Origin of the sequence: Paenibacillus sp. FSL H3-0333, from assembly GCF_038002805.1 — a bacterium.
Classification (GTDB): domain Bacteria; phylum Bacillota; class Bacilli; order Paenibacillales; family Paenibacillaceae; genus Paenibacillus_AQ; species Paenibacillus_AQ silagei.
On the sequence record NZ_JBBODG010000001.1, the window covers coordinates 1294740 to 1308975 of the forward strand.

A 14236-nucleotide genomic window follows, 5' to 3' on the forward strand; every position below is an offset into this window, starting at 1 on the left:
AACCTCCCTGAACAGGCGCTGCCTATCAGCGGGGTTTTTGTGTTATAATAATTGTCGATAGATTACTATATTTGTCAGGAGAGTATAGCAGTGAATGTAGATGTTAGTATATTGATTCTAAATTACAACACATGCCGCCTGACGATGGATTGTCTGAGGTCGGTGTATGATTCGGAGACAAGCTATTCCTATGAAATTATTCTAGTAGATAATAACTCCCAGGATGACTCGGTGGAGACGATAAGCAAGGAGTTCCCGGAGGTGCTGTTAATCGCCAATTCGGAGAATGTAGGCTTTGCCAAGGGGAATAACCAGGGGATGGAGGTCGCCTCTGGGCGTTATGTGCTGCTGCTCAATTCAGATACCGTGATCCGTAAGGATACGCTGGAGACGATGCTGACGTTCATGGACAGCCGCCTTGATCTTGGCGCGTCCGGGTGTAAGGTGATTTTGCCGGATGGGTCGCTGGATAAGGCCTGTCGGAGAGGGTTCCCGACCCCGTCCGCCTCGTTCTATTATGCCTTTGGCTTCAGTAAGCTGTTCCCGGACCGTCCGAAGTTCAACGGCTATCAGCTGGGCTATCTGGACCCGGATGACGAATATCCGGTAGATTGTCTGGTGGGGGCATTCATGCTGCTGCGCCGGGAGACGATTGAACAGGTGGGCGGGCTGGATGAGACCTTTTTCATGTATGGAGAGGATCTGGATTGGTGTTACCGGATCAAGGAAGCGGGCTGGGGGATTTATTATTATCCGCAGACGTCCATCGTACATCTGAAGGGTGGTAGCGCGCGCCGCAGACCGTTCAAGATCGTGTATGAGTTTCACCGGGCCATGATTTTATTTCATAAGAAGCATTATAGCAGCCGTTACAACAGTATGATAAATGGAGCGGTCTATGTGGGCGTCGGCGTTAAGTTCACTCTATCGCTGCTGCGCAACGCATTGATTGCCCCGCGTAAGGTGCCTACACCCGCACAGAGTCTGAATGTTCCCGGCGAAGCCGGTATCCGCAATGAATCGAAGGCTGAGGTGAGATTATGATTCGCCGGAATCAGAGATTCCTAACCCAACTCTATATGGTTGCTGACTTCCTTATTATCCAGTTGTCCTTCCTGGCGGCCTGGTGGCTGAAGTTCAAGAGCGGATTGTTGGAGTCCTACCGGACGCTACCCGTAGAATCCTATGCCTACTGGAGCATTATTTACGGGGCCATCGCCATACTGATCGGGATTATGGTGTCGCTCTACTTACCCAAGCGCAAGAAGCGGTTCATTGATGAATTCATCAAGATTTTTCAGGTTCATGCCATGGGGATCTTTATCCTGCTGGGCCTGATGTTCTTCCTGAGGGAGATCGATATCTCCCGGCAATACCTGGCGATCTACATGGGCTTCAATATTCTATCCATTATGCTGTACCGTTATGTGCTGAAGAAGATGCTGAAGTCACTGCGTGAAAAAGGCTTCAACCGCCAGTTCGTTCTGATTCTTGGTGCAGGCACATTGGGTAAAAGATTCTATAACAACCTGGAGCAGTATCCGGAGCTGGGCTATGAGGCCATCGGGTTCCTGGATGACTTCCATCAGTGGGATGGCATTGAGGAGCAGCGGTATAAGCCGATTCTGGGTACAGTGGATCAGTTGGAGGCTATGCTGGAGATGCTTCCTGTCGATGAGGTGATTCTGGCGCTGCCGCTGGATGCCCACTCGAAATACCCGGCTATTATTGCAACTTGTGAAAAAGCCGGGATGCGGACGCTGATTATCCCTGACTTCTTCGATTACCTGCCGGCCCGTCCGTATTTCGATAACTTTGCCGGGATGCCGATGATTAATGTACGCGATATTCCGCTGGATATGGCCGGGAACAAAATGGCAAAGCGTGCGTTTGATATTGTGTTCGCCTTGTTCGCCATTCTCATGCTGTCTCCCGTGATGCTGATTGTAGCGCTCGGAGTGCGCCTGACTTCACCGGGACCGGTGATTTTCAAGCAGGAGCGGGTGGGGCTGAACCGCCGTAATTTCATGATGTACAAGTTCCGTTCCATGAAAATGCAGACGGACGGTGAGGTGGACACAGGCTGGAGCACGAAGGAAGATCCGCGCCGGACCCGCTTTGGTACGTTTATCCGCCGAACGAGTCTGGATGAGCTGCCGCAATTCTTCAACGTGCTGTTCGGGCAGATGAGTGTGGTTGGTCCCCGGCCGGAGCGCCCTTATTTTGTAGAGCAGTTCCGCGGCGAGATTCCGAAGTATATGGTTAAGCATCATGTGCGGCCGGGGATTACCGGCTGGGCTCAGAGTAACGGTCTGCGCGGGGATACCTCGATTGAGGACCGGATCAAGCATGATATTTTCTATATCGAGAATTGGTCTCTGCTGTTCGATATCCGGATTATTGCCAAGACTATTCGTAATGGGTTTAAGAACGCTTATTAATACACGGTCTTATCTATATTCTATTCTCCGCTAAAAAACGGTTGCTGCCCCTTGAGGATGACACAGCCGTTTTTGCTTTTTTCAGCCGACTCTCTACTACTTGCAAAGGAGACTGCCATCATGAAGAGAACAAAGCTTATTGCTTCTATTACTATGATCGGGGCTGTTACACTTTTGCTTGTATTGATGCTTGGAGGAAAAGGAAAACAACCAGCTACAGGCTTCGCGGCCCACAGGGTCATTGCCCATGCCATGGGCGGAATCAATGACAAGGCGTATACCAATACCAAGGACGCTTTTATTGCGAACTATGAGCAGGGGACCCGGATCTTTGAGGCGGACCTGCTGCTTACCAGTGATGAACAGCTCGTGGCCCGTCATGAATGGACTACAGGTATGAGTAAGAAACTGGGTCAACAGGAGGTTCTTCCTCCTGACAAGCAGGGAGAGGTGCTGACTCACGATGAAGTGATGAACAGCCCGGTGCTGGAGCTCTACTCTCCGCTGGATATTGAGAAAATCGTCAATCTGATGGAGATCTACCCGGATACCTATATTGTAACGGACACGAAGGAACTGGAGCCGCAGCAGGTAACGAAGCAATTTCAGCTCATTGTAGAAGCCGCACAGAAGAAGGACCCAGCACTGCTGGAGCGGATTGTTCCGCAGATTTACAGCCGGGATATGCTGGAGGTTGTGAAGCAGGTGTACGCTTTTCCAGAAATCATCTATACCTTATACCAGACAGAGGACAGCGACGAGGTGGTTATTGAATTCGTCAAGCAGACCGGCGTGGACATCACGATGCCGACAGCAAGGGCTACCAAGAGCTTCGTGCGTAACTTGAAAAAAGCGGGCGCCAGAGTCTACGTGCATACCGTGAACGAGGAGAAGGAAATTCTGGAGCTGTCCCGGCTGGGGGTTGACGGGTTCTATACTGATTTTGTCCCGGAAAACGACTTGAAGCGGATCAAGGGTCTCCGCTGATCGAGGAAAAGTCCAAGGCAAATATGCGAAAAAATGTTCGCATTTTGTTCTCTTTTAAATTGACACTCCCCTTCGTACTGACTTAGACTAGAGATACGGATTGTGCGTGCACAGGAGTGTGTATATTCACTTAGATGAACAATGAGGATGGACAAAGATGAACGAGATGCGGCAAATGATCAGGCCATGGCGGCATGTATTCAAGCTGGACCCGGACCGTGTGCTTGGTGACAAGGAGCTGGCCGCTGTCTGCCAGTCGGGAACCGATGCGATTATCGTAGGCGGCTCTACCGGCGTGACTTATGAGAATACAATGAGTCTGCTTGCGAGAATCCGGCAGTATGACCTGCCTTGCGCGCTGGAGATTTCGGATTTGGAGGCCGCTGTGCCCGGTTTTGACCTGTATATGATTCCCATGGTGCTCAACACTGACGATACTTCATGGATTCTCGGCCATCACCGCCGGGCGATTGAACGCTTCGGCAGTCTGATCCCATGGGAATTGCTGCTGACAGAGGGCTATATTGTGCTGAACAGCGATTCCTCGGTAGCGCGCCTGACCGGTGCGGACTGCTCGCTGGATGCGGCTGGTGCGGGAGCCTATGCGCAGATTGCAGACAAGCTGATGAACCTCCCGGTGGTCTACCTTGAATATAGCGGACGCTATGGAGATCTGGAGATTGTGCGCGAGGTCAGGGAAGTGGTTGAGCACAGCCAGCTTTTCTATGGAGGCGGAATTACAGGTGCAGAGGAAGCCATGCATGTAGCCGCACTATGTGATACAGTAGTGGTCGGCAATATTATTTATAGCAATGTGGAACAAGCGCTGTTGACGGTCCAGGCTGTGCGGGATACCCCGCAGATGGACTGGTAGACTTTATAGATCATGAGCGTATATAAGAAGCGCAAAGAACTTGACGAAAAGCAAAAAGAAGCGGAGGGGAAATTTGGAACTGTAGGAGCGGTAGCGTCCGCCTGAAAGCTTTCCGTAGGAAAGCTCGCATCGGAAGCATCAGCTGTCACCGGATTTCATCCGCGAACAGCGGTTTAAATCAAGAAATCGGGTGACAACAGCGGCCGGAAGTCCAAATGTTCACCGCAGCGACGACCAAGCTTCGAGTTCAAACCCTTAAGTGCGTCTTATATAACTTATATTCAGAAAGGAGCATGTAACACATGCAACTTGTTAACATACAGGACGCCGTAAGCCGTCTGAATCCCCCGCAGCGTCAGGCTGTAGAAGCAACTGAAGGACCCCTGCTCATCATGGCTGGCGCAGGCAGCGGCAAGACCCGCGTGCTGACCCACCGGATTGCCTGGCTGATTGCGAACCGCAAGGCACCGCCGTGGGCGATTCTGGCGATTACGTTTACCAATAAGGCCGCCCGGGAGATGCAGGATCGTGTCTCCAAGCTGGTAGGGCCGGAGGGCCGGGATATCTGGGTATCCACTTTTCACTCGATGTGTGTGCGGATTCTGCGGAAGGATATCGATCAGATCGGCTTCACCTCGAACTTCTCCATTCTGGATTCGACAGACCAGCTGTCCGTCATCCGCAATTGTATGAAGGATCTGGACATCGATACCAAGAAGTTCGAGCCGAAGGCTGTCCAGGCCGTCATCAGCACGAACAAGAATGAGCTGATTACACCGGTGCAGTATGAGCAGAAGGTTGGCGATTATTTTGAAGGTCTGGTGGCCAAGGTGTACACCAAATACCAGCACCGGCTGAGAAGCAATAACTCTCTGGACTTCGACGATCTCATTATGAAGACGATCGAGCTGTTCAAGGAGAAGCCGGATGTGCTGGATTTCTATCAGAAGAAGTTCAAGTATATTCATGTCGATGAGTATCAGGATACGAACCGTGCGCAGTACATGCTCTGCCGGATGCTGGCTGAAGGCCACCACCGGATCTGCGTGGTCGGGGACAGTGACCAGTCGATCTACCGCTGGCGCGGGGCGGATATCTCGAACATTCTGAACTTCGAAGAGGATTACCCTGAAGCCCAAACGATTCTGCTGGAGCAGAATTACCGCTCCACCTCGAACATTCTGAATGCCGCCAACGGCGTCATTGCCCTCAATACGGGCCGCAAGCCGAAGAAGCTGTGGACCGACTCTGATGAAGGCGCGAAGATCAAGGTGTTCCGTGGTGACACTGAGCATGACGAAGGATATTTCGTCACCGGGGAGATCAGCAAGAATGTGAAGCAAGGTCAGGCTTACCAGAACCATGCGATTTTGTACCGTACGAATGCCCAGTCCCGTGTAATAGAAGAAATTCTGATCAAATCGGATATTCCGTATCAGATCGTCGGCGGCATCAAGTTCTATGACCGCAAAGAAATTAAGGATCTGCTGGCGTATCTGCGCCTGCTGTCCAATCCCGATGATGATATCAGCCTGACGCGGATTATCAATGTTCCGAAGCGCGGGCTGGGGGATACAACCGTTGGGAAGCTTGCGGCAGCGGCTGCTGCCCAGGGCGTCTCGATTTTCCGGGCGCTGCAGACGGTGGATGATCTCGGGTTCGCCGGACGGACCCGAAATACGCTGGTGGAATTCTACGATATGATCGAAGCCCTGCACCGGATGGTGGAATTCCTCTCGGTGACAGAGCTGACGGAGAAGATTCTGGAGCTGTCTCAGTACCGCCTTGAATTGCAGAATGAGAATACGCTGGAGTCCCGTTCACGCCTGGAGAACATTGACGAGTTCCTGTCCGTTACGATGGAATTCGAGAAGAACAATGAAGACAAGTCGCTGGTCTCCTTCCTGACCGATCTGGCGCTGGTTGCGGATATCGACAGTGTCAACGATGAAGAAGAACGCAGTGATGCGGTGGTGCTGATGACGATGCACAGCGCGAAGGGTCTGGAGTTCCCGACCGTCTTCATCATCGGGATGGAGGAAGGGGTATTCCCGCACAGCCGTGCCTTCCAGGACAATGATGAACTGGAAGAAGAACGCCGGCTGGCGTATGTGGGCATTACCCGTGCGGAGAAGCAGCTGTTCCTCAGCTGTGCACGGATGCGCACGCTGTTCGGGCGGACGAACGCGAATGCGCCGTCCCGCTTCCTAGAGGAGATTCCGGAGGAGCTGAAGGAAGATACTGTCCGTGAATCGGACCGCTTCCGGCGCGGAGGCGCGGAGGCAGGCGGTGCCTATGGCGGCCGGGGCTTCGGCGGAAGCGGAGGCAGCCGGGGGAACTTCGGCAGCCGCACCGCTGCTGCCGGGAACGCGCCGGGAGGCGGCGGGTCTGCCAGCTTCGGCAGCGGCAGCTCGGCAAGCGCGGTGCCTGGCGCGGGCCGTGTGGTGGTGACGACCGGAGGCGCGCAGCGCACGACGGGCGGGGCCGGGGCGGCTGCCGAGGCCGGAGGCTTCAAGGCGGGCGACAAGGTCGCCCACGGCAAATGGGGCACCGGCACCATTGTGGCCGTGAAGGGCAGCGGCAACGATACGGAGCTGCAGATTGCCTTCCCGGCGCCGGTAGGCGTTAAGCGGCTGCTGGCCGGCTTTGCGCCGATCACCAAAGTTGAATAAATCAAGCTTGCGATTAACGGCAGTGCTTTTGGATCACGCTAACCGTAGGAAACCTATTTGACGGAGGGATATGCCGGATGGATATGATGTTCACGATGGAAGAGCTTGTAGCCGAGCTGAATCAATACAATTATCACTACTATACGCTGGATGCTCCACAGATCAGTGACAAGGAATACGATGTGCTCTACGACAAGCTGGTAGCGCTGGAAGCGGAGAGCGGAATTGTATTGCCGCATTCCCCGACTCAGCGGGTAGGCGGGGAGCTGCTGAAGGGCTTCACACCGCATCGCCATCTGGCGCCGCTGTGGAGTCTGGATAAGGCGCAGAACATTGAACAGCTTCGAACCTGGAACACCCGTGTGCTGAAGCTGGTGAATGATTATAATACCAAGAACCCGGAGAATCCGCTGCCGGAGCCGTGTTATGCCGTAGAGCTGAAGTTCGACGGCTTGACGCTGAACCTGACCTATCGTGATGGGGCGCTCGTACAAGCAGCTACCCGTGGCAACGGGGTGACAGGTGAGGGAATTCTGGCTCAGGTGAAGACGATCAAGTCCGTTCCGCTGAATATTCCGTTCAAGGAAGGCGTTATTGAAGTGCAGGGCGAGGGGATTATGAACCTGTCGGTACTGGCGGATTATAATACCCGCGCAGCAGAGCCGCTGAAGAATGCACGCAATGGTGCGGCGGGCGCACTGCGCAACCTGAATCCGAAGATGACTGCCGACCGCAGGCTGAATGCTTTCTTTTATAATGTGGGGTATGCAGAAGGCGTACAGTTCGCCGATCATCAGGAGATGATGGATTTCCTGCGCAGCAACCGGTTTAAGGTTAACCCTTACCTGAACTACTTCAGTAATTTCGATGATGTGACCGAGCAGCTGGCAGAGATTGAAGAGAGCCGGTCCGGTCTGGATTATCTGATTGACGGGGCGGTCATTAAGGTTACCGATTTCCGCATCCGTGAGGCGCTGGGCTATACCGACAAGTTCCCGCGCTGGGCCGTAGCCTATAAATTCGAGGCGGAAGAGACCACAACCATTCTGGAATCTGTAAGCTGGAATGTCGGACGTACAGGCAAGGTCACTCCGCTTGCCAGGGTAGAAGCTGTAGAATTAGCCGGTGTTACGGTGCAGAACTGCACACTTAACAACGTAGGCGATATTGAGCGCAAGAATCTGAAGTTTGCTCTGGGTACACGGGTATTCATTCGCCGCTCCAATGATGTCATCCCGGAGATTCTGGGCAAGGTGACAGAAGAGAGTGACGGCGGGGAGATTATCTTCCCCGAAGAGTGTCCGGCCTGCGGGTTCCCGCTGGAGATGCGCGGCGCTCATCTGTTCTGCAACAACAAGCTTGACTGCAAGCCGCAGATTGTCAGCCGGATTACCCATTTTGCGTCCAGAGATGCCATGGATATCGAGACGTTCAGTGAGAAGACAGCGGCTCAGCTGCATGAGGAGCTTAGTGTACGGGAGCCTGCGGATCTGTATGAGCTAACCTTCGACCAGCTGGTGAAGCTGGAGCGGTTCGGAGAGAAGAAGGCGGCGAATCTGCTGAAGGCACTTGAAGACAGCAAAGGCAGAGATCTGGCATCCTTCCTCTATGCACTCGGTATTCCTAATACCGGCAAAGCCACGACAAGAATGCTGGCCGACCATTACCGCAGCCTGGAAGCCGTCATGTCTGCTACAGCGGAGGAACTGGCCGGACTGCCGGATATCGGAGGGATTGTGGCGGAGAGCATCGTGAATTATTTTGCCGACCCGTTCGTAGTGGTTAGCATCGACCGTATGCGGGCGCTGGGGGTAGAGGCCAAGGCTCCTGAAGCTCCGCATGTAGTCAATACGAATACCTATTTCAGCGGCAAAACAGTCGTCCTCACCGGTTCCCTGCAAAAAATGACCCGCGAGGAAGCCGCCGAACGCCTGGAGGCTCTGGGAGCCAAGGTATCCGGCAGCGTCTCCAAAAAGACTGATCTGGTCATCGCCGGGGAGAAGGCGGGCAGCAAGCTGGCCAAGGCTCAGCAGCTCGGCATTCAAGTCATTGAGGATGAAGACGAGCTGATCCGCTTGCTGGAGATGTAAGAGAATATATAAGTCCTGTGTTTCCTTTGCTTATGGGCGGAGGGGCGCAGGGCTTTTTTTGATGTATAGGAAATCGAAAAACCGACCAGATTGCGCCAAGTGAGCGCGAACGGGCCGGATGTAATCGAAAAACCGACCAGATTGCGCCAAGTGAGCGCGAACGGGCCGGATGTAATCGAAAAACCTACCACATTGCGCCAAGTGAGCGCGAACGGGCCGGATGTAATTGAAAAACCGACCACATTGCGCTAAGCGAGGGTGAACGGGCCGTACGTAATCGAAAAACCGATCACATTGCGGCAAGCGAGGATGAAGGGGCCGGATGTACAGGGGAAGGCACCAGCATTTGTTACCCGGTAAGCTGATTTTGTTGTGCAGACGGCTACCCTTCCGCGTTCATGTGAACATTTGATAATTTAATACAACTCCAGACTTATTTTGACAGTTAGTTAATCTTTCCAAGGTAAGCTTGGGATTAGAACCGTCACAATGAGGAAGGGGTATATGATGAACAAGTTAATGAGGGGCATGATTTTTGGAGGATTGGCGGCAGCCGTAGTCTCAGGAGCAACCCTTGCAGGGGCGGCCAAGAGCCCGGCTAATTCCGGAGGCGCTGCCAAGGCCCAGTCTAAGAATCTTATCGTTCTGATCGGCGACGGCATGGGCCCGGCCCAAGTGTCTGCGGCAAGATATTTTCAGCAATATACCAAGGGAGTCAAGCACCTGAACCTCGATCCATACTACGTGGGACAAGCTACTACATATGCAGACCGGGGAGAGGACAGCGGTAAAATCGTATCCGGGATCGTCACAGACTCTGCCTCTGCCGGTACTGCATTTGCTACAGGCCATAAAACCTATAACGCGGGCATCAGCGTCTCTAATGAGGATGTCTCAAGACCCTTTGCTTCTATAATCGAAGCTGCGGAGAGCGCAGGCAAGGCCACCGGCCTTGTGACCACTGCCCGTATCACCCATGCCACACCTGCCGTGTACGCTTCCCATGTCCGTAACCGTGACAATGAATCGGCGATTGCCTCACAGTACCTGGAGAGCGGCGTGGATGTGCTGATGGGCGGCGGGAAGCAGTTCTTCCTGACCAAGGATGAGAAGGGCAAACGTACGGATAAGAACCTGCTGCCTGACTTCAAAGCCAAAGGCTATACGGTCGTTGAGAATACCACAGCCTTAAATACACTCACTTCCAAGAATACCAAGGTGTTAGGCTTGTTCGGCAACTCCCATGTGGCTTATACGCCAGACCGCACTCCGGAAATTCCGAGCCTGGCAGCGATGACCTCCAAGGCACTGAATATTCTGTCCACCGATAAAGACGGCTTTGTGATGATGATTGAAGGCGGGCGTATCGACCATGCCGGTCATGCCAACGATCTGCCGACCCTCGTGCAGGAAGCGCTCGACTTCGACGCCGCCTTCAAGACAGCGGTTGAATTTGCGAAGAAAAACAGCAATACCTCCGTGGTGGTTACTGCTGACCATGAGACAGGCGGTCTCTCACTCTCGCGTGACAATATCTATGAGATCAACATCGATCTGTGGAACAAGCAGAAGCACTCCTCCGAGAGTCTGGCAGCAGATCTTGAAGCCGCGCAGACACCTGAAGAAATCCGCAAGATCGTAACGGCTAACACTTGGATCACGGATCTGACGGAGGAGGAAGTTACCCAGATTATGAATGGTGACGGTTCTTCGTACAAACGGGAGGGCGCATATAATGCAGTGATCTCCAAGCGTCTGCTGGTCGGCTGGTCGGGTCACGGCCACTCTGCGGTGGATGTCGGGGTGTGGGCGTATGGCCCGATTGCTGACAAGGTGAAGGGACAGATTGACAATACGCAGATTGCAACTATGGGAGCGGGAATACTGGGACTGGATCTGAACAAGCGTTCCGCAGAGCTGCAGTCGAAATATGTTTATCCGAAGTTCAAAATCAGCCGCGACAATGAAGTGCTCTACCCGGCACAGGCTCTGGTGAAGGCGCTTGGAGGAACCTATACAGGGAGTACTTCTGCTGCCAAGCTTACTATTGGAAAGAATACGATTGAAGTCGACCTGACCGGTAAAACAGCGAAGCTGAACAGTAAAGAGGCCGCATACACGGTGGATGTGGATAATAACGTACTCTACCTTCCGCTTAGTGCATTCAACCAGTTGAAGGGCACGACCTTAACCTGGGATGCGTTGTCCGAACGTATTGTACTCAGATAGGAGTGGCTCTTATTGCTCCAGATTCAGAATTTGACCAAACAATTCAAAGTGGACGGCAGAGCTGTGCCGATCCTCGATATCCCCCGGTGGAATGTTGAAAAAGGAGAGCGTGTAGCCATTACCGGACCCAGCGGGTCCGGTAAAAGCACGCTTTTGCACCTGATCAGCGGCATCATGCGTGCAGACAGCGGCAGAATTACCGTAGACGGACAGCCGCTTCACGAACTGACCGAGGCGAAGCGCGATGCCTTCCGTGCTTCTGCTATCGGCTATGTGCTGCAGGACTTCCATCTGATTCCCTCGCTGACCGCACGGCAGAATGTCGAGATTGCCATGACGGCCCGGCTTACGCAAAAGGAGCGACGGCGCATAGTGGACGGCTGGTTGGAGCAGGTGGGCCTGGGGGGCCGCGGAAGGCATCTGCCTTCCCAGCTCTCACGCGGGCAGCAGCAGCGCGTTGCCATTGTAAGAGCCATGGTCAATCACCCGCCGCTTCTGCTGGCAGATGAACCGACAGGCAGCTTGGACTGGGAGACTGCCGATGAGATATCCTCGCTGCTCCTGGAGCTTAGCGCGGCGCATGGACACACTTTAATCGTGGTAACCCATGACCTCAATATGGCTGAACGGTTTCCACGCCGCTTGAACATTCAGGATATCAATGAAGTGCGGCGGGAGGCATTATCCCGGCAGCGCTCTTCGCTCAGTGGGGTGGACAAGGAGGGGATTTCGCTATGAGCCTGTTCCGGCTCACCCTCCGCAATGTGCTGCACCGGCGGTTCCTGTCTCTGCTTACCGTGTGTGCTGTGGCGATTACAGTTGCCTTTATTGTGTTACTTGTCCTGTCCCGGCAGAGTGTAGAGCAGGGAGCCAAGAAAGGCTATGGCCCCTTTGATCTTGTCATAGGAGCAACGGGCAGTGAGACACAGCTTGTGCTGAATACCTTTTATCATATCGGCGCGCCAACCGGGAATATCCCGCTTGCTGTATTGGATGAGGCACGGCGGGACCCGTCTGTGGAAGCTGCCTTTGCGATGACTACGGGCGACAACTACAAGGGCTATCCAATTGTCGGGATAGATTCCGGGTATTTCTTCACCCGTTACGGTGGCAGCCGGCTACAGGAAGGCAAGATGTATGCCGATACTGGTGATACGATTGTAGGCTCATACGTGGCCCGGTCGCTGGGACTGAAGGTAGGCGATACCTTTGCGGGGGCGCATGGACTTGTACAGGGAGAAGACCACGAATCCGCAGCGGCTGAGCATGAAGGGGATCATGAGGACGAAGAAGCAGGAGGACATGCGGCAGCCGAAGATGAGGGGACGGGAGAGCAAGCCGGGCATGCCCATGATGATTTTCGCTACAGGGTAGCGGGTATTCTTCCAGAGCTCCATACTCCGGATGACCGAGCGGTCTTTACGACAGTTGACTATGCCTGGGCTGTACACGGGCTGGCGCCTGAGGAGCGGGAGATCACGGCGGTGCTGGTTAAGCCGGCCAGTCTGCTGGGGGCCCATGATTTGAAGCAGGGATTCGATGGCAGCAATGGTGTCCAGGCGGCGTATACCAGCAAGGCCGTGTCCGATGTGTTGAATGCAGTGGATCAGGGCTCCCGGCTGCTTGGGATGCTGACGGCCATTTGTGTGCTTCTCGCAGGTATTGCGATTCTACTATCTCTCGTTGCAGCAGCCTCGGAGCGGACCAAGGATGTGGGGATACTACGTCTTCTCGGAAAATCACGGGCCTACGTATGGCTGACCTTGACCACAGAAGGCCTGCTGGTAACAGCAACCGGACTCATTGCGGGTCTTGTAATCGGTCATCTCGGTGCCTATCTGCTCAAGGACATGTTGTTCTCGCAGGCGGGCATTCAAATCGAGCCCTACCATTGGACACCGGAGCATTGGCTTATTGTGCTTGGAGCGCTGGCGATAGGTCTGCTGTCGTCGCTTGGGCCAGCCTTCCGGATGTACCGGATGCATCCGCTCGCCTTGTTCAAATCATAGGAGGTACGTTCAATTGATACGACTACAAGGAAGAATGCTTCTGCTGTCGGGAGCTGTGACAGGTATGCTGCTGCTTCAGGCATGTGGCCAGAATGCTGCTGCTAACGGAAACGGGGAGTCCTTTGCGGCGGTGGCAGAAGCTTCGCAGAGCACTGAGGAAGTCACGGCGGAGGGTGAGTCGTCCGCATCCCCTTCCCCGCAGGACACTGCTCCAGCAGCCAAAGACGGAGTTGCTGCATCCGCTGCTCCATCCAAAGGTACGGATACCGGGACCAAGGTGACGGTTACGTTCAAGCCGTCTCCATCGCCTACTGCTGCACCTGTTGGAACGGCTACCTGGAAGCCCTCCGGGAAGAATGTAACCATTACGCCGAATCCGGCCGCCTCTTCTTCTGTACAAAGCCCCCGCCCAGCGGCAGCGTCCAAGGGTACCGGGGGGAGCAGCGATGAAGCAGAACCCGTCATGGCTGGATCTGCTCCGGCATTGAGCGTATCCCCATCACCGTCACCGTCTGCGGCAGCGGCTACCGTGAGTGCTGCCTCCACAGGGAATAAGGCCATAGACTGGAACGGTTTTTTTGACGGAGACGATCAGACCCGGCCCTCAGAGCACTTCTGGGATCTTAGCGGACAGCAGGTGACCATTAAGGGCTTCATGGGTGAGGTCCTTTCTTTTGAGAAAAACTGGTTTCTGCTTATTCCCGAACCGGGTGCAGAGTGTCCGTTCGATAATGGGGATGAGACCTACTGGAACAAGATTATGATCGTGTTTGTTCCTGAAGGCAGTAAGCTCCGCTACACCTCAGGTCCGCTGGAAATTTCGGGGCGCCTGGATGTGGGAATCAAGATTGACGAGTCCGGCTACAAAACCATGTTCCGCCTGTACGACGCTTCCTTCAAAAGCCTGTGATCCATGAAGCAAGAACAAAAACCT

General features: G+C 54.0%; 10 protein-coding genes. All 10 read left to right on the plus strand.

Annotation, left to right across the window (positions count from 1 at the left end; translation table 11 throughout):
- Positions 1–90 precede the first annotated feature (90 nt).
- The 10 genes from MHH78_RS05710 (at position 91) to MHH78_RS05755 (ending at position 14212) form a co-directional block, all read left to right on the plus strand.
- Positions 91–1044, plus strand: coding sequence for a glycosyltransferase family 2 protein (locus tag MHH78_RS05710; RefSeq protein ID WP_341166875.1), 954 nt, complete (start codon positions 91–93; stop codon positions 1042–1044).
- Positions 1041–2441, plus strand: coding sequence for an undecaprenyl-phosphate glucose phosphotransferase (locus tag MHH78_RS05715; RefSeq protein WP_341166876.1), 1401 nt, complete (start codon positions 1041–1043; stop codon positions 2439–2441). Before MHH78_RS05710 ends, MHH78_RS05715 begins: the two co-directional genes overlap by 4 nt.
- 120 nt (positions 2442–2561) lie before the next feature.
- The gene (locus MHH78_RS05720; RefSeq protein ID WP_341166877.1) at positions 2562–3428 is read left to right on the plus strand and encodes a phosphatidylinositol-specific phospholipase C/glycerophosphodiester phosphodiesterase family protein; all 867 of its coding nucleotides are present in this window, start codon (positions 2562–2564) and stop codon (positions 3426–3428) included.
- A 166-nt stretch (positions 3429–3594) separates the two neighbouring features.
- Complete coding sequence (locus MHH78_RS05725) at positions 3595–4302, plus strand: heptaprenylglyceryl phosphate synthase (protein WP_341170287.1); 708 nt, start codon at positions 3595–3597, stop codon at positions 4300–4302.
- A 302-nt stretch (positions 4303–4604) separates the two neighbouring features.
- A complete protein-coding gene (pcrA, locus tag MHH78_RS05730) occupies positions 4605–6974 on the plus strand; it encodes a DNA helicase PcrA (protein WP_341166878.1) in 2370 nt (789 codons plus the stop codon).
- A 77-nt stretch (positions 6975–7051) separates the two neighbouring features.
- Positions 7052–9064, plus strand: coding sequence for an NAD-dependent DNA ligase LigA (gene ligA, locus MHH78_RS05735; RefSeq protein WP_341166879.1), 2013 nt, complete (start codon positions 7052–7054; stop codon positions 9062–9064).
- 507 nt (positions 9065–9571) lie between these two features.
- Positions 9572–11293: an alkaline phosphatase gene (locus MHH78_RS05740; protein ID WP_341170288.1), complete on the plus strand. Its 1722-nt coding sequence runs from the start codon at positions 9572–9574 to the stop codon at positions 11291–11293.
- A 12-nt stretch (positions 11294–11305) separates the two neighbouring features.
- Complete coding sequence (locus MHH78_RS05745; protein WP_076083540.1) at positions 11306–12031, plus strand: ABC transporter ATP-binding protein; 726 nt, start codon at positions 11306–11308, stop codon at positions 12029–12031.
- Positions 12028–13302 carry an ABC transporter permease gene (locus MHH78_RS05750; protein WP_076083536.1) on the plus strand — a complete coding sequence of 425 codons (1275 nt, stop codon included), beginning with the start codon at positions 12028–12030 and terminating at the stop codon, positions 13300–13302. Before MHH78_RS05745 ends, MHH78_RS05750 begins: the two co-directional genes overlap by 4 nt.
- Positions 13303–13315: 13 nt before the next feature.
- Positions 13316–14212, plus strand: coding sequence for a hypothetical protein (locus tag MHH78_RS05755; RefSeq protein WP_341166880.1), 897 nt, complete (start codon positions 13316–13318; stop codon positions 14210–14212).
- Positions 14213–14236 lie beyond the last annotated feature (24 nt).

Excerpts from the sequence above, each read along its gene's own strand:
- MHH78_RS05720 (WP_341166877.1), top strand. The coding sequence starts at position 2,562 with ATGAAGAGAACAAAGCTTATTGCTTCTATTACTATGATCGGGGCTGTT.
- MHH78_RS05715 (WP_341166876.1), top strand. The coding sequence starts at position 1,041 with ATGATTCGCCGGAATCAGAGATTCCTAACCCAACTCTATATGGTTGCT.
- ligA (WP_341166879.1), top strand. The coding sequence starts at position 7,052 with ATGGATATGATGTTCACGATGGAAGAGCTTGTAGCCGAGCTGAATCAA.
- MHH78_RS05750 (WP_076083536.1), top strand. The coding sequence starts at position 12,028 with ATGAGCCTGTTCCGGCTCACCCTCCGCAATGTGCTGCACCGGCGGTTC.
- pcrA (WP_341166878.1), top strand. The coding sequence starts at position 4,605 with ATGCAACTTGTTAACATACAGGACGCCGTAAGCCGTCTGAATCCCCCG.
- MHH78_RS05740 (WP_341170288.1), top strand. The coding sequence starts at position 9,572 with ATGAACAAGTTAATGAGGGGCATGATTTTTGGAGGATTGGCGGCAGCC.
- MHH78_RS05725 (WP_341170287.1), top strand. The coding sequence starts at position 3,595 with ATGCGGCAAATGATCAGGCCATGGCGGCATGTATTCAAGCTGGACCCG.